General features: G+C 70.7%; 28 protein-coding genes and 2 tRNA genes. 16 read left to right on the plus strand and 14 right to left on the minus strand.

Annotated features, from left to right (window positions below; all coding sequences use genetic code 11):
- Positions 1–211: 211 nt before the first annotated feature.
- Complete coding sequence (locus ACFPFQ_RS02340) at positions 212–655, minus strand: nitroreductase/quinone reductase family protein (protein ID WP_379614194.1); 444 nt, start codon at positions 653–655, stop codon at positions 212–214.
- Positions 656–819: 164 nt separating this feature from the next.
- Here ACFPFQ_RS02340 and ACFPFQ_RS02345 point away from each other — a divergent pair, with 164 nt between their 5' ends.
- The 7 genes from ACFPFQ_RS02345 to ACFPFQ_RS02375 all read left to right on the plus strand — a co-directional run bounded on the left by ACFPFQ_RS02345 (position 820) and on the right by ACFPFQ_RS02375 (position 6,130).
- Positions 820–1,680, plus strand: coding sequence for a serine protease (locus tag ACFPFQ_RS02345; protein WP_379614196.1), 861 nt, complete (start codon positions 820–822; stop codon positions 1,678–1,680).
- A gap of 146 nt (positions 1,681–1,826) precedes the next feature.
- Positions 1,827–2,579, plus strand: a complete 753-nt coding sequence (locus ACFPFQ_RS02350; protein ID WP_379614198.1) for a 3-hydroxybutyrate dehydrogenase — start codon at positions 1,827–1,829, stop codon at positions 2,577–2,579.
- Positions 2,580–2,724: 145 nt separating this feature from the next.
- Positions 2,725–3,210 (plus strand): hypothetical protein, encoded by a 486-nt coding sequence (locus ACFPFQ_RS02355; protein ID WP_379614200.1) that lies wholly within the window; start codon positions 2,725–2,727, stop codon positions 3,208–3,210.
- Positions 3,132–3,482, plus strand: a complete 351-nt coding sequence (locus tag ACFPFQ_RS02360; RefSeq protein ID WP_379614202.1) for a cytochrome P450 — start codon at positions 3,132–3,134, stop codon at positions 3,480–3,482. Before ACFPFQ_RS02355 ends, ACFPFQ_RS02360 begins: the two co-directional genes overlap by 79 nt.
- A gap of 338 nt (positions 3,483–3,820) precedes the next feature.
- The gene (locus ACFPFQ_RS02365; RefSeq protein WP_379614204.1) at positions 3,821–4,468 is read left to right on the plus strand and encodes a cation diffusion facilitator family transporter; all 648 of its coding nucleotides are present in this window, start codon (positions 3,821–3,823) and stop codon (positions 4,466–4,468) included.
- A gap of 22 nt (positions 4,469–4,490) precedes the next feature.
- Positions 4,491–5,630, plus strand: coding sequence for an MFS transporter (locus ACFPFQ_RS02370; RefSeq protein WP_379614206.1), 1,140 nt, complete (start codon positions 4,491–4,493; stop codon positions 5,628–5,630).
- Positions 5,627–6,130, plus strand: a complete 504-nt coding sequence (locus ACFPFQ_RS02375; protein ID WP_379614208.1) for a GNAT family N-acetyltransferase — start codon at positions 5,627–5,629, stop codon at positions 6,128–6,130. Before ACFPFQ_RS02370 ends, ACFPFQ_RS02375 begins: the two co-directional genes overlap by 4 nt.
- 135 nt (positions 6,131–6,265) lie before the next feature.
- On the opposite strand, the gene ACFPFQ_RS02380 is transcribed toward ACFPFQ_RS02375, so the two are convergent.
- Positions 6,266–7,702 (minus strand): amidase, encoded by a 1,437-nt coding sequence (locus ACFPFQ_RS02380; RefSeq protein WP_379614210.1) that lies wholly within the window; start codon positions 7,700–7,702, stop codon positions 6,266–6,268.
- A 100-nt stretch (positions 7,703–7,802) separates the two neighbouring features.
- Between ACFPFQ_RS02380 and ACFPFQ_RS02385 the strand changes: the two genes are divergently transcribed.
- The 3 genes from ACFPFQ_RS02385 to ACFPFQ_RS02395 are packed head-to-tail and all read left to right on the plus strand — an operon-like array spanning position 7,803 to position 10,546.
- Positions 7,803–8,639 (plus strand): class I SAM-dependent methyltransferase, encoded by an 837-nt coding sequence (locus tag ACFPFQ_RS02385; protein WP_379614212.1) that lies wholly within the window; start codon positions 7,803–7,805, stop codon positions 8,637–8,639.
- A gap of 13 nt (positions 8,640–8,652) precedes the next feature.
- The gene (locus ACFPFQ_RS02390) at positions 8,653–9,642 is read left to right on the plus strand and encodes a ketopantoate reductase family protein (RefSeq protein ID WP_379614214.1); all 990 of its coding nucleotides are present in this window, start codon (positions 8,653–8,655) and stop codon (positions 9,640–9,642) included.
- 37 nt (positions 9,643–9,679) lie between these two features.
- Positions 9,680–10,546, plus strand: a complete 867-nt coding sequence (locus tag ACFPFQ_RS02395) for an alpha/beta fold hydrolase (RefSeq protein WP_379614216.1) — start codon at positions 9,680–9,682, stop codon at positions 10,544–10,546.
- A 3-nt stretch (positions 10,547–10,549) separates the two neighbouring features.
- On the opposite strand, the gene ACFPFQ_RS02400 is transcribed toward ACFPFQ_RS02395, so the two are convergent.
- Positions 10,550–10,828 (minus strand): MmcQ/YjbR family DNA-binding protein, encoded by a 279-nt coding sequence (locus ACFPFQ_RS02400; RefSeq protein ID WP_379614218.1) that lies wholly within the window; start codon positions 10,826–10,828, stop codon positions 10,550–10,552.
- 85 nt (positions 10,829–10,913) lie between these two features.
- On the opposite strand from ACFPFQ_RS02400, the gene ACFPFQ_RS02405 reads away from it, so the two are divergent.
- On the plus strand, positions 10,914–11,747 hold the full coding sequence (locus tag ACFPFQ_RS02405; RefSeq protein WP_379614220.1) for a phosphotransferase: 834 nt from the start codon (positions 10,914–10,916) through the stop codon (positions 11,745–11,747).
- Between the two features lie 9 nt (positions 11,748–11,756).
- Here ACFPFQ_RS02405 and ACFPFQ_RS02410 read toward each other — a convergent pair whose 3' ends face one another.
- Together ACFPFQ_RS02410 and ACFPFQ_RS02415 are read right to left on the minus strand one after the other, a co-directional pair.
- A complete protein-coding gene (locus ACFPFQ_RS02410; RefSeq protein ID WP_379614222.1) occupies positions 11,757–12,623 on the minus strand; it encodes a DNA-3-methyladenine glycosylase family protein in 867 nt (288 codons plus the stop codon).
- A 46-nt stretch (positions 12,624–12,669) separates the two neighbouring features.
- Complete coding sequence (locus ACFPFQ_RS02415; protein WP_379614224.1) at positions 12,670–13,182, minus strand: GNAT family N-acetyltransferase; 513 nt, start codon at positions 13,180–13,182, stop codon at positions 12,670–12,672.
- Between the two features lie 184 nt (positions 13,183–13,366).
- Here ACFPFQ_RS02415 and ACFPFQ_RS02420 point away from each other — a divergent pair, with 184 nt between their 5' ends.
- The 3 genes from ACFPFQ_RS02420 (at position 13,367) to ACFPFQ_RS02430 (ending at position 15,675) form a co-directional block, all read left to right on the plus strand.
- Entirely contained in the window at positions 13,367–14,203 is an 837-nt protein-coding gene (locus ACFPFQ_RS02420) for an alpha/beta hydrolase (protein ID WP_379614226.1), read from the plus strand.
- A 108-nt stretch (positions 14,204–14,311) separates the two neighbouring features.
- Entirely contained in the window at positions 14,312–14,668 is a 357-nt protein-coding gene (locus tag ACFPFQ_RS02425; protein ID WP_379614228.1) for a hypothetical protein, read from the plus strand.
- A gap of 491 nt (positions 14,669–15,159) precedes the next feature.
- The gene (locus ACFPFQ_RS02430) at positions 15,160–15,675 is read left to right on the plus strand and encodes an aminoglycoside phosphotransferase family protein (protein WP_379614230.1); all 516 of its coding nucleotides are present in this window, start codon (positions 15,160–15,162) and stop codon (positions 15,673–15,675) included.
- A gap of 457 nt (positions 15,676–16,132) precedes the next feature.
- Here the strand turns inward: ACFPFQ_RS02430 and ACFPFQ_RS02435 are convergent, their stop codons facing one another.
- Entirely contained in the window at positions 16,133–16,267 is a 135-nt protein-coding gene (locus ACFPFQ_RS02435; RefSeq protein WP_379614232.1) for a hypothetical protein, read from the minus strand.
- Between the two features lie 44 nt (positions 16,268–16,311).
- Here ACFPFQ_RS02435 and ACFPFQ_RS02440 point away from each other — a divergent pair, with 44 nt between their 5' ends.
- Positions 16,312–16,890 (plus strand): hypothetical protein, encoded by a 579-nt coding sequence (locus ACFPFQ_RS02440; RefSeq protein ID WP_379614234.1) that lies wholly within the window; start codon positions 16,312–16,314, stop codon positions 16,888–16,890.
- Positions 16,891–16,916: 26 nt separating this feature from the next.
- Here the strand turns inward: ACFPFQ_RS02440 and ACFPFQ_RS02445 are convergent, their stop codons facing one another.
- The 3 genes from ACFPFQ_RS02445 to ACFPFQ_RS02455 all read right to left on the minus strand — a co-directional run bounded on the left by ACFPFQ_RS02445 (position 16,917) and on the right by ACFPFQ_RS02455 (position 17,894).
- Positions 16,917–17,225 (minus strand): helix-turn-helix domain-containing protein, encoded by a 309-nt coding sequence (locus ACFPFQ_RS02445; RefSeq protein WP_297655121.1) that lies wholly within the window; start codon positions 17,223–17,225, stop codon positions 16,917–16,919.
- Positions 17,222–17,599 (minus strand): type II toxin-antitoxin system RelE/ParE family toxin, encoded by a 378-nt coding sequence (locus tag ACFPFQ_RS02450; RefSeq protein WP_379614236.1) that lies wholly within the window; start codon positions 17,597–17,599, stop codon positions 17,222–17,224. The genes ACFPFQ_RS02445 and ACFPFQ_RS02450 overlap by 4 nt, the downstream gene beginning before the upstream one ends.
- A gap of 221 nt (positions 17,600–17,820) precedes the next feature.
- Positions 17,821–17,894: transfer RNA gene (locus ACFPFQ_RS02455), tRNA-Gly, on the minus strand.
- Positions 17,895–18,076: 182 nt separating this feature from the next.
- Here ACFPFQ_RS02455 and ACFPFQ_RS02460 point away from each other — a divergent pair.
- A tRNA-Pro gene (locus ACFPFQ_RS02460) sits at positions 18,077–18,153 on the plus strand.
- A gap of 77 nt (positions 18,154–18,230) precedes the next feature.
- On the opposite strand, the gene ACFPFQ_RS02465 is transcribed toward ACFPFQ_RS02460, so the two are convergent.
- From ACFPFQ_RS02465 to ACFPFQ_RS02485, 5 genes are read right to left on the minus strand one after another with little or no spacing between them, the layout of a single operon-like run.
- Positions 18,231–19,460, minus strand: a complete 1,230-nt coding sequence (locus tag ACFPFQ_RS02465) for a tyrosine-type recombinase/integrase (protein WP_379614238.1) — start codon at positions 19,458–19,460, stop codon at positions 18,231–18,233.
- Positions 19,460–19,618: an excisionase family DNA-binding protein gene (locus ACFPFQ_RS02470; protein WP_379614343.1), complete on the minus strand. Its 159-nt coding sequence runs from the start codon at positions 19,616–19,618 to the stop codon at positions 19,460–19,462. The genes ACFPFQ_RS02465 and ACFPFQ_RS02470 overlap by 1 nt, the downstream gene beginning before the upstream one ends.
- Positions 19,619–19,659: 41 nt before the next feature.
- Positions 19,660–21,117 carry a replication initiator gene (locus tag ACFPFQ_RS02475; RefSeq protein ID WP_379614240.1) on the minus strand — a complete coding sequence of 486 codons (1,458 nt, stop codon included), beginning with the start codon at positions 21,115–21,117 and terminating at the stop codon, positions 19,660–19,662.
- Positions 21,114–21,413 carry a hypothetical protein gene (locus tag ACFPFQ_RS02480; RefSeq protein ID WP_379614242.1) on the minus strand — a complete coding sequence of 100 codons (300 nt, stop codon included), beginning with the start codon at positions 21,411–21,413 and terminating at the stop codon, positions 21,114–21,116. The genes ACFPFQ_RS02475 and ACFPFQ_RS02480 overlap by 4 nt, the downstream gene beginning before the upstream one ends.
- Complete coding sequence (locus tag ACFPFQ_RS02485; protein ID WP_379614244.1) at positions 21,410–21,736, minus strand: hypothetical protein; 327 nt, start codon at positions 21,734–21,736, stop codon at positions 21,410–21,412. Before ACFPFQ_RS02485 ends, ACFPFQ_RS02480 begins: the two co-directional genes overlap by 4 nt.
- Positions 21,737–21,816: the final 80 nt, after the last annotated feature.

A 21,816-nucleotide genomic window follows, 5' to 3' on the forward strand; every position in this document is an offset into this window, starting at 1 on the left:
TGATCGGTCAATCGGGCACCTACCGGTCACCGACCGTGCATGCCCGTTCGACGGAGTGCAGGAATCACCCGAAACCACATGGCCCCGCGGCCGTTGAGGGGAGTGACCGGGGCCGGCGGAACAGGGGAGCCTCCGCCGGCACCGGTTGATCCCCTTGCCCCATCGGCGCGCACGCTGCGCTTCGGGAGCGGTTCAGCCCCACCCGGTGGAGTCACTTCACCCGGAAGACCGGGAAGCCCGGCGCGATCTCGGCCAGTCGCTCGTCCGACGAGGATGCGTCGACGTTCTCGAAGAACCGGCCGACCTCCCAGCCCCACCGCTTCAGGTAGGCACGCAGGATCGGCGCCTTGGCGCCGTCCGCGACCTCCTCGACGGTGAACACCTCCACCCGACGGCCGACCCGCAGCTCGCCGCCACCCGCGATGCGGATGTTGCGGACCCACTGCGCCTGCCCCCGCGGGGCCACCAGGTAGCGCTCGCCGTCGACGGTGAGCAGGTTCACGGGAACCTTCCGCCACTCGCCGCTCGCGCGACCCCGCACGGCCAGCTCACGGCTGCCCATGACGCTGACGCCGGCGCGGGTCAGCTTCCCGACGAGGCCGTTGAAGATCACGTCGAAGCGGCCGGGGCGGATGTAGCGAGTCGTCGCGTCCATGGGTTCCTCCTCATTGGGAGAGCAGTGCTCTCGTTGAGGAACAGTGAAGCGCATTGCTCCGCCCAAGTCAAGAGCACTGCTCTCGAAAATGACTGCCGATCCGGAACCGCTCGACCGGGTGAGCTTGGACCGCGCACGGCGGCCGCGCTCCTAATGTCGACGGGGTGGACCCGACCAGCGCCCGTCGCGCCGCCGCCTGGCTGATCACACTGTGCTCGGCGGCGGCACTGGGCGTCGCAACCACAGGCACCGCCGCCGCGCAGGGTGTCGGCCCGACGTTCGCCGCGGCCGCGGACGCGACGATCACCCCGGGGGCCCTGATGGTCACCCAGGTCGACCGCCGCACCACCGCGTCCTGCACCGCCGACTTCGTCTTCCGCTCGACCACCACCATCTACCTCGGCTTCGCCGCTCACTGCGCAGGCGCCGACGAGTCGATGGGGCACAGCGGCTGTGACGAACCGACGCTGCCGCTCGGCACGCCCGTCGCCATCACCGGCACCGACGGCGAGCAGTCCCGCGGCACCCTCGCCTACAGCTCCTGGCACGCCATGCAGGAGCAGCGCGAGACCGACGAGTCGCTCTGCATGTACAACGACCTCGCGCTGGTCGCGCTCGACACGGCGACCATCGCGCGGGTCAACCCGAGCATGCCGCTGCTGGGCGGCCCCGTCGGGCTCGCCGCCACCGGCCCGACCCCCGGCGAGGCCGTGTACAGCTACCAGCCCAACAACGGGGGCGACGGGCTGCGCCGGGGCGAGGCCGTCGCCGATGCGGGCGGCGGCCTGACCCACCGCGTCCAGACCGAACCACCGGGCGGGCCCGGCGACTCCGGCGGCGGCTACCTCGACGCGGACGGCCGAGCGTTCGGCGTGCTCAGCACCCAGTTCTTCGACGGCCCGCACACCAACGGCGTCACCGACCTGGCCGCGGCGCTGAGCTACGCCGACCGGTTCGGCGCGCTGGGCACCGTCACGCTCGTGCCCGGAACCGAGCCGTTCGAGGCGGGCGCGCGCAGCACGTAGCGGGATGCGGGTCCCGGTAGGTCCTCGCTGGCAGGCCGCCCTCGGTGGGGATGGCAGGAAAGCCACTTTCCTGCAACGTCGTTGCGGCAAAGTGGCTTTCCTGCAACGGCTGCGACCCCTCCCGACCCACGCCTAGCATCGGCCCCATGACTGCTCCCCCGCTCGCCGACCGCACCGCACTCGTCACCGGCGCGGCTTCCGGAATCGGCGCCGCGGTCGCGCGGCGACTGGCCACCGACGGCGCCCGCGTGTTCGCCGTCGACCGCGACGCCGCCGGCGTCACCGCACTCGCCGCCGCCATCGGCGCCATCCCGCTCGTGTGCGACCTGTCCGACCTCGACGCGGTGGACGCCCTGCCCGCCGACGTCGACGTGCTCGTCAACAACGCCGGACTGCAGCACGTCTCGCCGATCGAGGACTTCGACCCCGAGCGGTTCTCCCTGATGCTGCGCGTGATGCTCGAGGCGCCGTTCCGGCTGGTCCGACGCGTGCTGCCGCACATGTACGCGGGCGGCTGGGGACGCATCGTGCACGTCTCGAGTGCGCACGGGCATCGCGCGAGCCCGTTCAAGTCGGCCTACGTCACCGCCAAGCACGGGCTCGAGGGGCTCTCCAAGGTCATCGCGCTCGAAGGCGCCGCGCACGGCGTCACCAGCAACTGCCTCAGCCCCGGGTACGTGCGCACCCCGCTGGTCGAGAAGCAGGTGGCCGACCAGGCTCGCGCTCACGGCATCGCCGAGGAGGAGGTGCTGGAGCGGGTACTGCTCGCCCCGGAGGCGATCAAGCGCCTCGTCGAGCCCGCCGAGGTCGCCGAGCTCGCCGCGGTGCTCTACGGGCCGGCGTCGGCGTCGATCACCGGATCGTCACTGTCGGTTGATGGAGGCTGGACAGCACGTTAGCCGACAGGTCGCGCGGCGGACGGCGGGGGGCGCCGCTGTATCCGATGGACCGGGGCAGCTGCCCCTTCGACCCTCCCGCTCCACTGCGGGAACTGCGCGAGCACGAGCCGGTCAGCCGGGTCCGGATCTGGGACGGCAGCACGCCGTGGCTGATCACCCGGCGATGATCACCGAGGTCGTCGGCGAGCTGCTCGACGCGATGGCGGCGGGCCCCAAGCCCGTCGACCTCGTCACGGCGTACACGCTGCCACTGCCGTCGATGATGATCTGCCGCATGCTCGGCGTCCCCTACGCCGACCACGGCTTCTTCCAGCGCATCAGCGCCGCGCTGCTCAACAACCGCACAGCACCGGACGTCGCGCTGGCCGCGAGCACGGAGCCGACCGACTATCTGCGCGAGCTGGTGCACGCGAAGGACGCCGATCCGGGCGACGACCTGATCAGCCGGCTGGTCCTGCGGCGGGTGCGCACCGGCGAGATCGACACCGAGGAGCTGGTGTCGATGGCGAACCTGCTATTCATCGCGGGCCGCTGCTGCGGCTGTCGACGATCGTGCACAGCGGACGGCGCCGGGTCGCCACCGCAGACGTCGAGATCGGCGGGGTCACCATCCGCGCCGGAGACGGCGTGATCGTGGCGGGCGAGGCGGCCAACCGCGATCCCGCGGTGTTCGACGCGCCCGACGAGCTCGACATCCACCGCTCGGCACGCAACCACGTGGCGTTCGGGTTCGGGATCCACCAATGCCTGGAACAGCCGCTGGCCCGGCTCGAGCTGCAGATCGCCTACCCGGCGCTGCTGCGGCGCTTCCCGACGCTGGCGGTGGCGGCCGAGGTGGCGGACCTGCCCTTTCGCCACGACATGCTCGTCTACGGGCTGCACGCGCTCCCCGTCACCTGGTAGCGACCGTCGAGAACGACGTTGCCATGATCAACAGGGCCATTCGATCATGGCAACGTCGTTCTCGACGGCTATCATCGTCGCGTGCCGATGACATCTACCGTCGACGATCTGGCGCCCGGGTCGTCGACCTGACCCGCGCGCTCGGGCTTGCCCAGTCCACGGTCTAGCAGCACCTCGCCTGCCTGCGCGGCTGCGGGCTCGTGGATCACCGCACGGCGGGACGCCAAACCTTCTACGCGCCGACCCAACCCGAGTTGCTGGACCTTCTTGCACAGCGCGGAGCAGTTGCCCGCCGAGACGGGCTCGGCGGCGCGGCTGTGCCCCGAGTGTGGTTCCGGATGACGGCGCCCACCCGCGACGCCGTGCTGCGCCGGCGGATCCGGCTGCTGGCCGCCACCACCATCACCTACAACGTCATCGAGGCGGTGGTCGCGCTCGCCGCCGGCACCATCGCGTCGTCGACGGCGCTGATCGGGTTCGGCCTGGACTCGGTGATCGAGGTCAGCTCGGCAGCCGCCGTCGCGTGGCAGTTCTCGGCGCGCGACCACGCCCGGCGCGAACGCGTCGCGCTGCGGGTCATCGCGGGGCCGTTCTTCGCGCTCGCCACGTTCGTCACCGTGGAAGCGGTGCGGGCGCTGCTGGGTGGCGCCGAGGCCGAGCGCTCCCCCGTCGGCATCGTGCTGGTGGCGATCAGCGTGGTGATCACGCCGCTGCTGTCGTGGGCACAGCGGCGGGCCGGGAGGGAGCTCGGTTCGGCCAGCGCCGTCGCCGACTCCCGCCAGACCCTGCTGTGCACGTACCTCTCCATAGCGGTGCTCGCCGGGTTGGTGCTCGACGCCGCGCTCGGCTGGTGGTGGGCCGATCCGGTGGCCGCGCTGGTGGTGGCCGTGCTGGCCGTGCGCGAGGGGCGGGCGGCCTGGCGGGGCGAGGGGTGCTGCGCGCCGACCGTCGCGACGGCGTGCGGCGACGGTTGCGAGTGCTGCTGACGGCTCACCTAGGCTGGGGTCAGTGACGAGCCTTCGACGTTCCCGGCTCGCCGTCTCGCTCGTCTTCGCCGCCTGCGGCGCCGCCTTCGCCACATGGGCGGCCCGCATCCCCGCGGCGCAGCAACAGGTCGGCCTCGACGCGGGCGGACTCGCGATCGCGCTGTTCGGCCTGGCGCTCGGTTCGGTGCTGATGCTGCTCGCGTCCGGACCGCTGCTGGCCCGCATCGGCAGCCGGACGGGTGCGCTGATCGGCGCCGTCGTCCTGTGCGGCGGGCTCCCGCTCGTCACGGTCGCGGCCACGCCCACGCTGTTCATCGGCGCAGTGTTCGTGCTCGGGATGGGCAACAGCCTGCTCGACGTCTCCATGAACGCCCACGCCGCACGGGTGGAGCACGCCTACCGCCGGCCGATCTTCGCAGGCTTCCACGCCTGGTGGAACGTCGGCGGGCTGGCCGGCTCCGGCACCGGAGCCCTGCTGGCCACCTACGACGTCCCGATCGACGTCCACTTCCCGATCGCGGGCGCGGTGCTGCTCTGCACGGCCGTCTGGGCGGTCACCACCGGATTCCTGCCCGGCCCCGACATCGCCCCCGACACGGCGTTCGCCCTGCCCGGCAAGGCGCTCATCCCGCTCGGGGTGATCGCGTTCTGCGGTTTCCTCGCCGAAGGCACCGTCAACGACTGGAGCGCAGTGCAGCTGATCGACGTCGCGGGGGCCACGGCGGCCGTCGCGTCACTGGGGTTCTTCGCCTTCTCCGCAACGATGATCGCGGTGCGACTCGTCGCCGACCGGTTCGCCGATCGGGTGGGCCTCGTCCCCTTCACCCGAACGGTGGCGGCAACCGGGTTGGCCGGGTTCGCGCTGGTCACGGCGTTACCGACGCCCGCGATCGGGATCGTTGGCTACGCCGTGATCGGGGTCGGCGCAGCCGCGATCGTCCCGCTGGCCTGGAGCAGCGCGACGCGCCGGGATCCGGGCTCCGCCGCCCGCTCGATCGCGGCGCTCGCGACCTGCGGGTACCTGGGTTTCCTCCTCGGGCCGGTGCTCGTGGGTGCGGCAGCCACCGCGTTCGGGCTGCAGGCCGCCATCGGCATCGCGGGACTCGGGCTCGTCGTGGTGTTCCTGCTCGCGCCGACGCTGCGGGTGCGGGTGGCGGCATGACAGCCGTGTGGTGGGTCGAGCTGACCCCGCCGGTGCTGGAGTCGCTGGTGGCCGGTGACCTGACGCGGGCGAGCGCGACCGCCGGCGTCGCGCTCACCGACTTCTTCGTGGCCGCGGACGCTGTGTCGGTGTGGCGCCGCCGGTTGGGGCTGCTCGCCGACCACCCCGGCGCGGCGCGCTGGCTCCTCCCGGCCGCCGTGGTGTCCGACGCCGGCCCGGTCGGCCGGGTCGGCTTCCACGGGCCGCCCGACGGGCTGGGCATGGTGGAGATCGGCTACAGCATCGACGCCGCGCACCGACGCCGCGGCTACGCCCGCGCGGCGTTGCGGGAGGCGATCCGCCGGGCCGCCGCCGCTCCCGACGCGCTGGTGCTGCGCGCCTCGATCCGGCCCGACAACGTGGCCTCACTCGCCACGATCGCCGGCTTCGGCTTCACCGTCGTCGGGGAGATGTGGGACGACGAGGACGGGATGGAGACGCTGTACGAGCGGGCGGTCTGAGCGGCCGGTCCATCCGGGCCGGCGCCACCCCCCAGCCGTCCGTCCCGTTGCAGGAAAGCCACTTTCCTGCAACCTCGTTGCGGGAAAGTGGCTTTCCTGCAAGGCCCCGGCTGCGACGAGCACCAGGGCCCCGAGCTACAACCCGGGACGCCGATCCGCCCACGGCGCCGCCTGCTCCAGCTGCGCAGCCACCCGCAGCAGCACGTCCTCCCGCCCGTAGGCCGCCACCAGCTGCACCCCGACCGGCAGGCCCTCGGGCGTCCAGTGCAGCGGCAGGCTGATGGCCGGCTGGCCGGTGGTGTTGAACACCGGCGTGAACGGCACGTACGCACCGGCGCGCACCATCGGCGCGATGGGGTCGGCCGGGTTGTTGGCGAACGTACCCAGCAGCACCGGGGGTTCTGCGAGCGTCGGCGTGATGAGCAGGTCGAAGCCGTCGGCCCACCACTGGTGCACGGCCCGCCGGTACTGCGCTGCGGCCGCCAGCGCTCGCGCGTAGTCGACGGCGGTCAGCGCGCGGGCCCGCTCCGCCAGCGCCCAGTTGATCGCCTCGACGTCGTCGGCGGTGGCCGGGCGGCCGAGCTGGTCGCCCAGCGCGGCGATGCTCACCGCCATGTTCGTGGCCCAGAGCGCGCCGAAGCGCTGCCCGGCACCAGGATCGGCGAGCGCCCTGGGGAACCCCGGCTCCACCTCGTGCCCGAGTGACTCCAGCAGCCGAGCGGCATTGCGCACGGCTGTGGCGCACTCCTCGTGCACCGGCTCTCCCGTCGGACGGTGGTCCAGCAGCCCGATCCGCAGCGACCCCGGCTCCGCGCCGAGCTCCTCGACGTACGGGCGCAGCGGTGGCGGCGCGATCACGGTGTCGCCGACGCCCGGGCCGCGCACGGCGTCGAGCATCGTGGCGACGTCGCGCACCGAGCGGCTCAGGCACAGCTCGACGCCCAGGTTGCTCTCGTCGCGCGCCGGTCCGAGCGTGATGCGCCCCTGCGTCGGCTTGAGCCCGACGAGCCCGCAGCAGGACGCCGGGATCCGGATCGAGCCGCCACCATCGCTGGCGTGCGCGATCGGCACCATGCCGGACGCGACCGCAGCACCCGAGCCGCCGCTTGACCCGCCCGGCGAGTGCGCCAGGTTCCACGGGTTGTGGGTGGCGCCCCAGGCCTCCGGTTCGGTGGTGGGCAGGCTGCCCATCTCGCAGCTGTTGGTGCGCCCGGCCGTCACCAGCCCGGCCGCCCGGAACCGCGACACGAGCGTGGTGTCGGCCGCCGCGCGCGGCAGCAGCTCCTTCAGCCGGACGTTCCCGTTGGTCGACGGCTGCCCTGCATAGGCCGCCCAGAGGTCCTTGAGCAGGAAGGGGACCCCGCGGAACGGACCGTCGGGCAGCTCACCGGCCGCCGTCGCGCGCGCCTCGTCGAACCACCGGACGACCACCGCGTTGACGGCCGGATCGAGCGTCTCGATGCGCTCGATCGCGGCCTCCAGCAGCTCGCTCGGGTGCACCTGCCCGGTGCGGACCAGTCCGGCCTGACCCGTCGCATCCAGCCAGCGGGTGTCCTCGGCAAGGGAGCTCATCCCCCGTGTCTAACACCTTGATCAGCGCGGCCGCCACGTCGACGTCGGCGTGCCGGATCGTGAGTAGGGTCGGACCCGTCCAGCAGAGTCGGAGGCGCCCGTGGCGGAGAAGGTCGCGCTCACCGGTGCGGCGGCCACCATGCTCGGCACGCTCTACGGGCGGGCCGTCGACGCGCGGTCGCGGCATCCGCTGCTCGCCGACCCGACGGCCGTCGACGTCCTCGACAGGATCGACTACGACTTCGCGAGCCTGAAGATCGCCGCGTCGAGTGCGGTCGGGGTGGCGCTGCGCGCGAAGCGCCTCGACGGCTGGACGCGCGCCTTCCTCGCCGCCCATCCCGCTGCCACCGTCCTGCACCTGGGTTGTGGCCTCGACAGCCGCGTCCAGCGCATCGATCCGCCGCCGGAGGTCCGCTGGTTCGACGTGGACCAGCCCCAGGTGATCGAGCTGCGCCAACGGCTCTACGCGCCGCGCTCCGGCGGGTACACGACGATCGGGGCGTCGGTGCTCGACCCGGGCTGGCTGGCCCAGGTCCCGCGCGGTGGGCCGGCGATCGTGGTTGCCGAGGGGCTCACGATGTACCTGCCGACGGTGGAAGGGCCGGCGCTGCTGCGCCGGCTCGTGGAGCACCTGGGCACCGGGGAGCTCGCCTTCGACACCTACAGCACGCTCGCGGTGCGGCTGACCCGCCGGATGCCGATCCTGCGGGCCACCGGGGCCCGGCTGGACTGGGGCGTCGACGACCCGGCGGCGCTGGCCGGCGCGGTGCCGGGGCTGCGGCTCGCCGAGCGCGTCGGGCAGTTCGCGGCGGCCGCCCCGGACGACCTGCGCCGCGCGCCGCTGAGCTACCGCCTGGAGTGCGCGGTGTTGGGGCGGCTGCCCTGGCTGCGTGACATCGGCGACCTGCTGCGCTACACGTTCGCGCCGGGCGGATGAAAGTCTGAAGCCCATGAGATACGTGGTGATCGGGGCGGGGGCCATCGGCGGCACCATCGGGGTCCGGCTCGCACGAGCCGGCCGGTCCGTGGTGCTGGTGGCCCGCGGAGCCCATCTCGAGGCGATCCGCAGCGACGGGTTGCGGCTGGACGAGCCCGGCGGCTCGCACACCGTCCGGCTGCCGGCCGTCGCAGCGGTCGGGGACCTCGACTGGGCCGACGGGGACGTCGCGCTGCTGTGCACGAAGACGCAGGACACCCCGCCGCTGCTCGAGGCGTTGAGCGCGGTGGCACCGAGCGTGCCGGTGGTCTGCGTCCAGAACGGGGTGGCCAACGAGCGGCTCGCCGCCGAGCGCTTCGCCGACGTGCTCGGGGTGTGCGTCATGATGCCGGCCGAGCACCTCACCCCCGGCCGCGTCGCCTCGTTCTCGGCCGGTGTGCCCGGCCTGCTCGACATCGGCCGCTACCCGAGCGGCGTCGACGCGCTGACCGAGGAGATCGCGGACGACCTCACCGCCGCCGGGTTCAGCGCGCGGCCGACCGCGTCGATCATGCGGTGGAAGTACAGCAAGCTGCTGGGCAACCTCGGCAACGCCGCGGAGGCCGCGTGCGGGTTCGACGACCCCGACCTGCCTGCGCTGTACCGCGCTGCGCGCGACGAGGGCACCCGGTGCCTCGACGCCGCCGGCATCGACGTCGCGTCCCCGGACGAGGACCGCGAGCGGCGGGGCACGCTGCTCGACGTCCAGCCCATCGACGGCGCCGCCCGACAGGGTGGTTCGACGTGGCAGAGCCTGCAGCGTGGCATCGGGTCCGTCGAGGTGGCTTACCTCAACGGCGAGATCGTCGCGCTCGGGGAGCGCCACGGCGTCCCGACGCCGGTCAACACGCTGTTGCTCGCGACGGCGGAGCGGATGGCGGCGGCGCGGGAGGCTCCCGGCCGCTACCGGGCGGCCGACCTGCTCGCCGCCGCGGGCTCCCGAACCGCGCAAGGCAGTGCCTGACCTCCCCGATCGCAGGTCATGCTGCAACCATGCCCTGGTGGTGACCTCGCGAACTGCTGCTGTGGACGGCTTCACCCTCGCCTACGACCGCGCCGGCACGGGCCCAGCGATGGTGCTGCTGCACGGCTGGCCGGGTGATCGCACCGACTACCGCGCACTGACCCCGCTGCTCACCGATTCGGTGGAGGTGGTGGTTCCGGACCTGCGCGGGTTCGGCGAGTCCGACAAGCACCTGGTCGATCCGGCACTCGGGTACAGCGCTGCCGCGCAGGCGCGCAGCGTCGTCGGGTTGATCGACGAGCTCGGCCTGCACCGGCCCGTCCTCGCCGGCTACGACATCGGCAGCCGGATCGCGCAGACGGTCGCCGCGACCCACCCGGACCTCGTCGGCGCGATCGTCGTCGCACCCCCGCTGCCGGGTGTCGGCAACCGGGTGCTCGATGCCGCCGCCCAGTCCGAGTTCTGGTACCAGCCCTTCCACCAGTTGCCACTGGTCGAACAGCTCCTCGACGGGCGGCCGGAGGCGATCCGCACCTATCTCGCGCACTTCTGGACGCACTGGTCCGGCCCGCGGTTCACCCCCGACGCCGCGCATCTGGACCACCTCGCCGCCGCCTACGGCGCGCCGGGCGCGTTCACCGCATCCATCGGCTGGTACCGCAGCGGAGCAGGCACGGTGGCACGGTCGCTCACCGAGACGGCCCCGGCACCCACCGACCGGATCGCCGTGCCCACCACCGTCCTCTGGCCCGAGCACGACCCGCTGTTCCCCCGCGCCTGGTCCGACCGGCTCGACGCCTTCTTCAGCGCCGTCGACCTGCAGTTCCTCGACGGCGTCGGCCACTTCCCCCCGCTCGAGGCGCCGGAGCGCCTGGCCGCGGCGGTACTGGCGGCCGTGGACTGAGCGTCAGTCCCGCTCCCAGTCGGCCACCGACCGCTTCGGCGCGACGATCCGGAAGGCCTCCTCGACGATCGCGGTGACCTCGGTCCAGTCCGGGTCGACGTCGAGCCGCACCCCGAGCCAGCCGCTCCCGCCGACGTGGGGCGGCCGGAAGAAGCGCCCGGGCTCGGCGTCGACGAGCGACTCCTGCACCCCCGGCGGGGCCGGGCACCACATCCCGAGGATGCCCACCTCGTCACACGCGTCCCAGTACTGGACGAGGGTGCGGCGGCCCGCACCACCCATGACGGCGTGCCGTGGTTGAGCTTCTCGCTCACCTCCGGCAGGGCGAGGCAGAGGGCGCGCAGGCGCTCCAGTGCGGGTCTCCGTCATGCCCGATTCTCCCTTGCGGGAGAACCCGTTGCAGCGTCTGGTGCGACAGGTGATCGTCGATCCGGATGCCGAGCAGCCGTTGCACGGGGGCAACGTGAGCACCGGGATCGTCCGCATCGGCGACACCGTCCGGCGCCCGGCCGGGCCGCAGACCCCGGCCGTGCACGCGCTGCTCGCGCACCTGCACGGTGCCGGCTTCCACCATGCGCCGCAGCCGCTGGGCATCGACGAGCAGGGCCGCGAGGTGCTCTCCTACGTTGCAGGGGAGGCGGTGCATCCCGGCCGGCTCGACCTGCTCGACGACGACCGGTCACTGATCGAGATCGGGCGGCTGATCCGCGACTTCCACGACGCAGCCGCGGAGTTCACGCCGCCCGCCGACGCGCAGTGGTGGGTGGCGATCCCCGACGTCGGCGCCGACCTGATCGTGCATCACGACCTCGCCCCCTGGAACCTCATCGCCGCCGACGGCAGCTGGACACTGATCGACTGGGACACCGCTGCGCCCGGCACGCGGCTGTGGGATCTCGCGTACGCCGCCCACGGCTTCGTGCCGCTCACCGCCGATCCGGCGGCCGCCCGGGGGCACCCGGCCCGCCGCCTCCGCGTGCTCGTGGACGCCTACGGGCTCGACGAGGCGCAGCGGCTGCGGCTGGTGGAGCTGCTGCCGGAGCGGACGGGGTCGATGCACACCATGCTCGCCGAGCAGTCGGCCGCGGGCGTCGAGCCGTGGACGACGCTGTGGTGCGAGGGGCACGGTCGGGTCTGGTGGGACGACACGGTGTACATCGCCGAGCGCACCGAGATCTGGACCGCGGCACTGCTCGGCTGAGACCCGGCATCACCGAGCTGCGCCGCCGATCTCCCGGGTGCGCTCCTCACGGAGGATGCGCAGGTGGACCGCCGCCCAGGTGCGGAAGGGCCGCCACGCCGGGGACACATCGGCAAGGATGCGGCCCGGGCCGTACCGCTCGGTGACCTCGTCGTCGAGCCTGCGCTCGTGGTGCGGGAGCGCGTCGGGTGCGTTGGCGCCGCGCAGCACGACGAGCTCCGCGGCGAACGGCCCGAGACCCTTGATCTCCTGGACGGCGGCAACGGCTTCCTCGGGTGGCCCCGCTCGCAGCGTGGCGGCATCGAGCCGGCCCTCGATGGCGGCGTCGGCCACCGCGTGCAGGTACTCGAGCTTGCGTCCCGGCAGCGCGACGTCGAGACGGCGGAGCACCTGGGGCGCCGGGAAGGCGCCGTCGTCACCGTGGCGGCTCACGAGGTCGTTGCGCAGCGCCGCGGCCTGCACGATCCGGATGCGCTGCGACAGCACCGCCCACGCCGCGGCCTCGTACGGCGAGTGGAAACCGCAGGGTCGCAGGCCCGGCAGCTGTGCCTGGGCGCCGGCGATGACCGGATCGCGGCTGCCGACCGCAGGCCAACCGCGGGCGTCGACATCGAGTGACAGGAACCGGCACGCCTGCGCGGCCGCAGCCTCCAGATCACCGGCGCCGGTGACGGCGACCTGCGCGGCGGCGCCCCGCTGGGTGACCGCGACCTCGGCCCGGGACCAGTCGCGCTCGACGCGGAAGGTGGTGCGCAGGGCGGACTCCTCGCTCTGCGCGGCCAGCGCGGCGGGAGCGAACCCCTCCCAGAACGCCCTGCTCGTGGCCAATGACCACGGACCGAGCACTTCGACGAGCACCTCGTGACGTCTGGTCATGCGGGAACCGTGCCACAGCACCCCGACAGAATCGGCCCCGCCGGAATCAGGCTGGTACCGCCGCCGCACGGGACAGGACGCGCGTGGTGCTGCCGTCGTCGTTCGCGATGTCGCGGACGTGCCGGAAGCCCAGCCGCGCCAGCACGGCCGACGAGGCCGTGTTCTCGAGCGCGACGGTGGCGAAGACCTCGGGCAGCTTCAGCGTGCCGAACCCGTACGCGACGATCGCGTCCGCCAGTTCCGTCCCCAGCCCGCTGCCCCACTCCGCCGCAGCCAGCGCGTAGATGATCTCGTGCCCGCCAGTGGTGTCGGTCGGCTTGATCTCGGCGTGCCCGATCAACCTGCCGTCGCGACGGACGGCCCACACGTCGAAGAGATCGTTGTCGTAGACCTTCGAGAAGATGCGCCCGAACAGCGCGCGGTCGGACTCCTCCGACTCCGGGCCGTCCCCCATCCACCGCGAGACCCGGGTGTCCTGGAACAGCGCGACGAACCCCTCCTCGTCGGCGGGGACGTACGGACAGAGCAGCATCCGCTTCGTGCGCAGGACCGGTGTCACGGCGGTCGACGCTACTGAGCCGGCGGTGGGCGGGCAACGGAGATCACGTTCGGGTGCCGGGCCGTGGCCTCAGCTCCGACTCGAAGACGGCCGGTCGGATGTCGAGGACCCGCCGTCCGCTCCGACCTTCCCCCGAGACGCGCCCGGACGGGCGCGCCGCAGCCAACGTTCGGGAGGTTCGACGATGGACGACACGAAGACGGCAATGCTGACGGTGCCCGGAGCCACGCTGTACTACGAGGTGCGCGGCGCCGGCCCGACCGTGCTGCTGATCTGCGGTGGCATCTACGACGCCGCGGCGCTGGCCGGCCTCGCGGGCCTGCTCGCCGAGCGCTACACCGTGATCACCTACGACCGGCGTGGCAACTCCCGCAGCCCGCTCGACGGGGCCCCCGAACCGTTCCCCGTCGACGTCCATGCCGACGACGCGCATCGCCTGCTGACCGCCGTCGGCGGCACCGAACCGGCGTTCGTGTTCGGCAACAGCGCCGGCGGCCTCATCGGCCTGGCGCTGGCCGCGCGCCATCCCGAGCAGGTCGGCGCCGTCGTCTCGCACGAGCCGCCGGTCCTCTCGCTGCTCCCCGACGCCGCGCGCTGGGCCCAGGTGCTCGAGCAGGTGCATGCCACGTACGTCAGCGACGGGGTGGAGGCGGCGATGGGGCAGTTCGGTGCCGCGATGGGCATGGCGGACGGGGGTGGCCAACCGCCCATGGACCAACTCCCGCCCGAGGTGGCCGAGATGCTGGGGCGGTTCGCCCGCAACACCGAGGTCTTCGTCGGCTACGAGATCATTCCGTTCGGCGCCTTCACCCCGGACGTCGCGGCGCTGCGGGCGGGCTCGCCGCGGGTCGTGCTCGCGGCCGGTGCGGACTCGGCAGGCGAGCCACCCCACCTGGCCGCACTCGCGGTTGCCGAGCGACTGGGCACCGAGGCCGTGCTGTTCCCGGGAGACCACGGCGGTTTCGGCACCCATACCGACGGGTTCGCCACGGAGCTGCAGAAGATCTTCTCCGCGAGCTGACGATCCGGCGCCGGATTAAGCCCGGGCTGAAAGGGAAGAGATCGGACCGATCCCGCGGATACGGTTCGGCCGAACGGCCGAATCGGATTCCACAGGGAGAGAACGACGATGAAGGTGCTCCGCTGGACACATCGCGCGGTGGCGACGCTGGCGGTGGCCGCCGCGCTGCTCGTCGCGCAGGCGGGTGTGTCCGCCGCCGCGACGCAGAACCGGGACTACGCGGGCGGGTACTGGCTGTACGTGGACTTCGCCGACGGCAACGTCTCGGGCAGCACCGGCAACCAGGCGCGATCGATCTATCTGGACCGTGCCACCAGTGCGAACCCGGGATCGTGGACGGGGTGGATCGAAGCGCGCACGAACACGTTCAGCACGGGTTCGACCGGCTTCGGGAACTACTACTGGCGCACGTGCGTCGAGAACTACCAGGGCGGCTTCGCCTGCGGCGGCTGGTACCGGCCCTGATCGTCGGCACGCCCCACGTGCCGGCGGGTATCGACCCGAATCCAGATCGACAGCCCACATAACCGGACAGTGATCGATCGGTGAACATCCGGACGCGAGAGCGTTGAGGAAGCTCATCATGCTCGATATCCCCGACGAGGTCCGGGACAAGGTCATCGCCGACGGAAACGCCGTGTGGCTCGATGAGCTGCCCTCGGCTGTGGCGTCGTTGGCGCAGGAGTGGTCACTGACCATCGGCGCCACGCTGCGCGGCGGCCAGAAGGCGTTCGTCGTGGAGGCGACACCCGTCGACGGGACGGCGGCCGTCCTGAAGGTGGGCGTTCCGGGACTCGGCGCCAGCTCACCTGTGAGGCCACCGCTTTGCGCCTCGCCGACGGCGAGGGCTACGCGAGACTGCTGCGCGACGACCTGGACCGTGACGCGCTCCTGCTCGAGCAGCTCGGCGCCGCCTTGTACGACGTCGTGCCTGATCCGGCGACGCGGCACGACCGATGTGCGATGTCGCTGCCCGGCTCTGGCGTCCGGTCGGCCCCGATGTCGACCTGCCGACGGGCGCCGACAAGGCACACGAGTCCTCCGACCTGCTGCCGCGGCTGTGGGAGGAGACGGGTCGGGCGTGCTCGGTAGCGACCGTCGAGGACGCTCGAGCGTGCCTGGAGCGTCGTCGCCGCGCCCACGATGACCGGCATGCCGTGCTCGTACACGGCGACGTCCACGGCCTCAACGTGCTCCAGGCGGCGGACGGCACGTACAAGCTCATCGATCCTGACGGCCTGCGCGCTGAGCCGGCATACGACCTCGGCACCATCATCCGATGCAACCCCGACACCGGCGACGACCTGCACGCCAGGGCGAGGCGGCTGGCCGCCCACACCGGTGTGGACGCCACGGCGATCTGGGAGTGGGCAACGATCCACCGCGTCATCAGCGGGCTGTACAGCCGGCAGGTCGGGTTCCAGCCGTTCGGTGACCTGTTGCTCGCCGAGGCAGATCGCCTGACCGGATGAGCGGGCCAGCCGTACTTAGCGGGCGACGGGAATCGAACCCGCGTAGCTAGTTTGGAAGGCAACTCATCAGCCTGGCCCGACGCCTCTAGCAGCAACGATCCCCACACGGGCGCACTACGGGAACCGCTCCAGTCGCACCCGTGGACGGCGTTTCGTGTCACGTGTGTGGTGTCACGCGCCGACCGTCCCGTCGACCGACATGCGCTCGTTCGCGACCGCGCACAAGGGGCTCGGCACTACGATCAGAGCCGTGCTCACGCCTACCGAGCGCGGATACCTCGACCGCGGGAGACCCACACCGTGTCGACGACCGACCCTCAACATCCGGCGGCCAAGCAACCGCCTGTCCCCTCTGCCGAGGCATCTTCAGCGACTCCGCGCCGCTGCGATCCGCCGAGGACCTGACCCGGGCCGGGATCTTCGACGACGGCGAGGTCGAGGAGTTCATCGCCGACCTCTACGCCATGCGCCGCTCGGACGTCGCCTGACAAGGCGGCAGGTCGTCCTCGACACCGACGTCGCGGATCATCAAACGGCGACTGCCAGGCGCGTTGATGCGCGAGATCGTCGACGCCCAGGCCGGCATCACCACGGATGCATGGGACGACCTGGGCAGCCAGCGATGACTGCGTCAGCATGCAGCTCGCTGGCTCTGCCACCAAGTGGCATGATCGCGCCGATGCCTTCCCACACGAGCTCCCGGGTACCTATCGCGTCGCCGACGGTGCCAAGGTCGAATTCTCGGACGCGCTGGCCACGTGGATTCCGCTGGCGTACGACGAGTTGGTCGCCACCGCCCATACGTACCACGCTGTCATTACATACATGGAACTCAGTCAGCGCGTTCAGGATGTCTCTGGAATGAAGACCCGAATGCTACTGGCGAACTGGATCGGCAAGCTACTGGAGGAAGTGGCACGCCGATCCGTGGCCAACGATGAGCCACCCTTGACGTCACTGTGCGGACATCAAGACGGGACGATCGGCTCCGGCTACGCCCGCGCACCTAAAACAACCCAAGATGCGCCCGGCGAGGACATCGAGCTCTACGCGGCAGCACATCGCTTAATGTGCTACCAGAAGTATGCTACCGACCTACCGTCCGATGGCGGCATGCCTGCACTAACGAGGGCCGAACGCGAGCGGCGTGCGCGGGAGATCTCACAGAAGCCAGAAGACGCCGCTCGACTCGATCGCTTGCATCCGGCGATGTGAGGGAGTCAAATTCCCCGGACTCGCAGTCAGCCGACCTTGATCTGCTCGTCCCCGAAGTTCGCGACGATCTGCAGATCCCCGCCCAAGGCGCTCACGTAGCGGTCGAGGACATCGATCCCGGCCAGTTCGCCGTTCTCGATCTGACTGACCCTCCCAACAGTCACGCCCATCGCCTGGGCGACCTGACGCTGGGTCAACCCACGGCGCTTGCGCATCTCCGCCAGGCGGTGCGCCCGTACTTGAGCAAGCAGCCGCGACTTGCCTTGCTCGACCTCCTGCTCGCCGATCGCCTCGACATGCTTGCCCCGAACGTCCGACCACCGAACTGTGCTCATTGCTCCTCCTCGCCCTCTGCCGCGCGTTCCTTCAGGTACGTCTCGTAGAGCTGCTCTGCACGCGGGACGGCCTTGCGGTACCACTCACTCCACCTGCCGGACTTGTCACCCGCGACCAGCAGCACCGAGCTACGCCATGGATCGAACGCGAACAAGATCCGCATCTCCGTCGCGCCCGCCGAGCCTGGCCGTAGCTCCTTCATGTTGTGGATCGACGACCCCTTGATCCGATCCACCAACGGCCGGCCCAGGTTCGGACCACCCTCGGCAAGGGCTTCGATCGCGTAGACCGCCTGCCGGTGACTCTCCGGATCGCTGGCGGCGAGCTCGTCGAGCCAGCGATCGACCTCGTCGGTCAGGTAGACCTCCCACACGTCGCCTCCTCGAGCCTAGTTTAGCTTTCGCTATACATCGGCGCCAGAGCGTGAGACTACGCACGATCTCATCACTGATCTCACGAGCCGACCCACCGCACATCACCCGTTGCTCCTACACGCACAGGCTGACGCAGGACGACAGCAGCAGCTCAGGCAACATTTGGCGTCACGGCCGCTTACGGAACGATCTTTATCGGGGTAAAACCCCTGGTCAGAGGTGGAGCGGGCGACGGGAATCGAACCCGCGTAGCTAGTTTGGAAGACTAGGGCTCTACCATTGAGCTACGCCCGCGTGCCACGGACAACGCCCGCAGCCCCATCAGCCTAGCGGACCCCTCGACGCCGGCGGCCACGCCTCCCCGGCGCGCCCGGCCGGCGACCGCCGCGGTCGGCGAGATCCATGCGGCGTCGTGATCCACCGCGACGGCAATGGCGTGGACGGGCCCCGACACCGCTGGCCTACACTCCCACCGACGGGGTGTAGCGCAGCTTGGTAGCGCACTCGCTTTGGGAGCGAGGGGCCGTGGGTTCAAATCCCGCCACCCCGACCAGGTCAGGTAGGGCGTGGATGATCTTCCACCCCTCCTGACCGGCCGAGATGTAGCAACCGTGTAGCAACGGGAGCGGATCACTCGACATCCCAGTCGATCTGGTCGAGCGCCTCACGCATGGCATCCAGGTTGGTGTGGGCATAGATGCTCAACGTGATGTCGAGGTCTGCATGGCGGGCGATGGCCTGCACAACGTGCGGGGGCGTCCCCAGGGCCAGGAGCAGGCTCACAACGGTATGGCGGAAGTCGTGCAGCCGAACGCCCGGTAGACCCGCGCGAGTACGGATCCCGTCGAAGTGGCGGTTGAGGCTACGCGGCTCCATGGGCGTGCCGACACTGGTGGGGAACACCAAGCCGTGTTCCTGCCAGATCTCCCCCGCATCGACGCGCTCCTTCCCCTGCCGAGCCAGATGGTCGAGAAGGGCCTTTCGAGTGATCTTCGGCAGCGGGACGGTTGCGTCTGACGCTTGGGACTTGGTGTCGTCGACTACGAGCCGGCCACCGACCCGTTGGACTGTCTGAGCCACTGTCAGCGTGGCCCTGACGAGGTCGACGTCCGTCCAGCGCAGCCCGAGCAACTCACCGCGGCGTAGGCCCAGAGTCGCAGCGACAACATAGAGACCGTAGAGGCGTGTCTTTCTCGCCTCAACGAGCAATTGCTTCACCTCTGACACCTGCAATCCTTTGCCGACCTTGTACCGTGGTGTCGGTATCTGGACGAGCTTGGCGACGTTGCGCGTGACGAGCTCGTCCCGCTCAGCATTGCTCAGCGCGTTCCGGAGCACCGCGTGGATGAATTGGATCTGCCGCTTGGAGGGAAATCGTCTGCAGCATTTCCCCGCCGAGCAGCACTTGTCGTCATCCTTGCGATGCCGGTCGTACCCGTTGAGGCAACACAGGCACTTGGCGCGGCATGCAGCAACGAGGTGTCGAACGTCTGCCCCGGTGAGCTTTTCAAGCCTCTTCTTCCCCAGTACCGGGACGATATGCAGGCGAACCGCACTCTCATAGCCTCGCCATGTCGTCGCTCGCTTGACTTCCTTAACCTGGGCGAGCCAGTACGTCAGGTAGTCCGAGACCGTGACGGCGCGGTCCGGAACAGCGATCCCGTTCGCCGAGTCACCCTTGAGGCGATCCAACTTCTCCCGAACCTCATCAAAGCTGCGACCATATACTGGTTTTCGCTTCATCACACCGGTTGTCGTGTACACGTAGGCGCTCGCTACCCACAGGCCATCCGAGGCGCGCTGATAGATCGAACCCTCTCCATTGACACGGCGTCGCTGTCGATCTGCCTTCTTCTCCATCACAGCGCTCCTTCAAGCAGTCGATCCACATACTCGTCAATTGCCGAATTTGGAACCCGTCGCAATCCACCAATCTTGACTGATCGCAGTTCGCGGCGACGAATCAGGTCGAAGACTTTCCACCGGCTGATTCGCAGGCACTTCGCGGCCTCTTCCACGGTGTACAGAATTGTTGTCAATTTCCCTCCCTTCGGTCGCTTTAGGCGGTGGTGCGTTCCTGCTTGGCGAGCGCGCGATGCTCCCGGGCCCTGGCGGCCGCTGATGCGGCGAGTTGGGCGTCGGCGGTGGTGTTCCAGCCGATTCCGGCGAGGGTGAGGTCACAGACGATCAGGGTGGTGTCGTCGACGTCGTCGTGGTGGCGGGTGCGCCAGTCGAGTTGTCCGCTGCGCTGCCATTCGCGGCGTTGCGCCCGGATCGCTTTGTGGGTAGTGGAGTAGCGGCGGCTCTTGGTGGCGAAGTGGCCGCCGAAGCCGAGCATGTGGGTCCAGCGGCGCAGGCGACCGAACGTGTCGTGCCAGTCCTGCTGCTGCTCATCAGAGGTGTAGTCGCTGGGGCAGCCGCCGAGTTGCCAGGCGTAGGCGATGAGCCGTCCGAGGTGGGTGTCGGCGTCGCTGTAGTGCTCGGCGGCTTGGGCGTTCATGCGGCTGGTGACCGGGAGCCCGGCAGGCTCGGTGGCCTTGGTGGCGTACTTCGCCAGGTAGGCCGCGACGGCCTCAGAGGTAATCTCCCCGCCGGTCATGCCGTTGACGGGGCGGATGTCGAGCTGGGAGCCCCAGGCGATGGGCCAGGTGTGGCCGGTGTCGGCGTAGTCCGGTGTGCGGAACCCGGTGGCAGTGACGGAGCCGGCGACGAGCTCGGCGAGTGTCTCGGCGGTGATATCCGCTGGCGGGGCGAGTATGGCATCGGGATCGTCGAGGTCGACGGTGTCGAGGCGGATGAGAGCGTGGAAGTGGACGACGCCGCGGCGTTGGTACTCGGCGACCTTGCCGTAGGAGACCCGGAGCTTGACCCCGTGTGCCTTGGCCCAGGGTCGCAGTGCCCGGTTGAGGCTGATCATGGTGCGGCGCCAGAGTTCGCCTGCCCAGCCGTTCCAGACCACGTGTGCGGCGTGGTCGTAGCAGTCCAGGCAGATCGGGCGCCCGAGCGCGGGTGAGGTGTCGGTGTGGCGCTGGGTGCAGACCAGGAGCCTCCCGTGTGGACACGGGGTGATGGTGCGGCGGATGCGGCAGGGTCGGACCTTGCCGGTCTTGGCGTTCACGACGCGGGTGTGGACCGGCCCGAAGCTGGGGGCGGTGAGGGTGGCGAACACGGCCGGGTGCCCGGTGACCGACGTCGGGACGCCTTTGCCGCCGGTGAGCCCGGCTTTGATCAGTTGGTAGGTGTCGGCCCGGTAGGTCTCGGCACACGGTGGGCAGACCGAGGCGCGGCGGTCGCCGCAGGGGACGTAGAGCACGCCGTCGGGCATGTGGGTGGCGGTGTGGCGGGTGTCGAGGATCCGTCCGCTCGAGCTGTCGACGGTGTGGATGGAGCCGGTGAGCCGAACGGGTCGGGTGCAGCCACGGGTGTTCGCGGTGTGGGCGAGCCAGCGGCTGTGACCGTCGGATCCGGCGCGGTGGAGCAGCTGCCGACGTGCGGGTGTGAGGGTGGGTGCGGTCATGGTGGTGGCCTGCGGGCGAGTTCGGGGTCGGTGTAGACGGCGTGGCTGCGCAGCGACCGTGACAGCGCGTCGGCCTCGTTGGGGGGCATCGCGATGTCGAGGGGGTGGGCGAAGGTGTCGAGGACCGACCGCAGGATGAGCCGGATCTCCCCGCTGATGGTGGCGACGCCGATGTTGACGAATCCCGGTGTGCGGTAGCGGTCGGGATCGGCGGTCAGGGCAAGCTCGGGGATGAACAGTGCGGCCTGGGCGCCGGGGTGGGTGCGCAGGGTGGCGGTGTGGTCGGTGGGGTTCACCAGGCCACCACCGGGAAGCCGTGGCCGAAGTAGTCGCGGGCGATGTGTTCGGCGCGGGCGAGGATGGTGGCGACGTCGGCGGGGGTGCGGTTGTCGGTCCAGCTGATCAGGTTGCCGGTGGCGCCGATGTCGAAGCGCATGTGGGCGTCGATCGCGGCGAGCGGGTCGACCACGGAGACGTTGAGGGTGTCGCCGTAGCGGGCGAGGTGGGCGGCGAGGGCGAACACGAGCTGTCGGGCGGTGAGGGTGTAGGTCTCGGCCTGCAGGAATACGGCCTCACTGCGGACGTTGCGGGTGGTCGGGTTGTCGAGCGTGGCGGTCATGGCAGTACCTCTCTGGGTGGGTGGTTGGCGGTCACCCCCATCCCCGGAATCCCCCTTGGTGGTGTGGGGTGGTGGCCGGG

This window comes from Pseudonocardia sp. GCM10023141 (genome assembly GCF_042653605.1).

Coding starts and splice junctions, on each gene's coding strand:
- ACFPFQ_RS02340 (WP_379614194.1), bottom strand. CDS start 655: ATGGACGCGACGACTCGCTACATCCGCCCCGGCCGCTTCGACGTGATC.
- ACFPFQ_RS02350 (WP_379614198.1), top strand. CDS start 1,827: ATGACTGCTCCCCCGCTCGCCGACCGCACCGCACTCGTCACCGGCGCG.
- ACFPFQ_RS02365 (WP_379614204.1), top strand. CDS start 3,821: ATGACGGCGCCCACCCGCGACGCCGTGCTGCGCCGGCGGATCCGGCTG.
- ACFPFQ_RS02375 (WP_379614208.1), top strand. CDS start 5,627: ATGACAGCCGTGTGGTGGGTCGAGCTGACCCCGCCGGTGCTGGAGTCG.
- ACFPFQ_RS02380 (WP_379614210.1), bottom strand. CDS start 7,702: ATGAGCTCCCTTGCCGAGGACACCCGCTGGCTGGATGCGACGGGTCAG.
- ACFPFQ_RS02390 (WP_379614214.1), top strand. CDS start 8,653: ATGAGATACGTGGTGATCGGGGCGGGGGCCATCGGCGGCACCATCGGG.
- ACFPFQ_RS02400 (WP_379614218.1), bottom strand. CDS start 10,828: ATGGGTGGTGCGGGCCGCCGCACCCTCGTCCAGTACTGGGACGCGTGT.
- ACFPFQ_RS02405 (WP_379614220.1), top strand. CDS start 10,914: ATGCCCGATTCTCCCTTGCGGGAGAACCCGTTGCAGCGTCTGGTGCGA.
- ACFPFQ_RS02410 (WP_379614222.1), bottom strand. CDS start 12,623: ATGACCAGACGTCACGAGGTGCTCGTCGAAGTGCTCGGTCCGTGGTCA.
- ACFPFQ_RS02420 (WP_379614226.1), top strand. CDS start 13,367: ATGGACGACACGAAGACGGCAATGCTGACGGTGCCCGGAGCCACGCTG.
- ACFPFQ_RS02425 (WP_379614228.1), top strand. CDS start 14,312: ATGAAGGTGCTCCGCTGGACACATCGCGCGGTGGCGACGCTGGCGGTG.
- ACFPFQ_RS02430 (WP_379614230.1), top strand. CDS start 15,160: ATGTGCGATGTCGCTGCCCGGCTCTGGCGTCCGGTCGGCCCCGATGTC.
- ACFPFQ_RS02440 (WP_379614234.1), top strand. CDS start 16,312: ATGCAGCTCGCTGGCTCTGCCACCAAGTGGCATGATCGCGCCGATGCC.
- ACFPFQ_RS02445 (WP_297655121.1), bottom strand. CDS start 17,225: ATGAGCACAGTTCGGTGGTCGGACGTTCGGGGCAAGCATGTCGAGGCG.
- ACFPFQ_RS02465 (WP_379614238.1), bottom strand. CDS start 19,460: ATGGAGAAGAAGGCAGATCGACAGCGACGCCGTGTCAATGGAGAGGGT.
- ACFPFQ_RS02475 (WP_379614240.1), bottom strand. CDS start 21,117: ATGACCGCACCCACCCTCACACCCGCACGTCGGCAGCTGCTCCACCGC.
- ACFPFQ_RS02485 (WP_379614244.1), bottom strand. CDS start 21,736: ATGACCGCCACGCTCGACAACCCGACCACCCGCAACGTCCGCAGTGAG.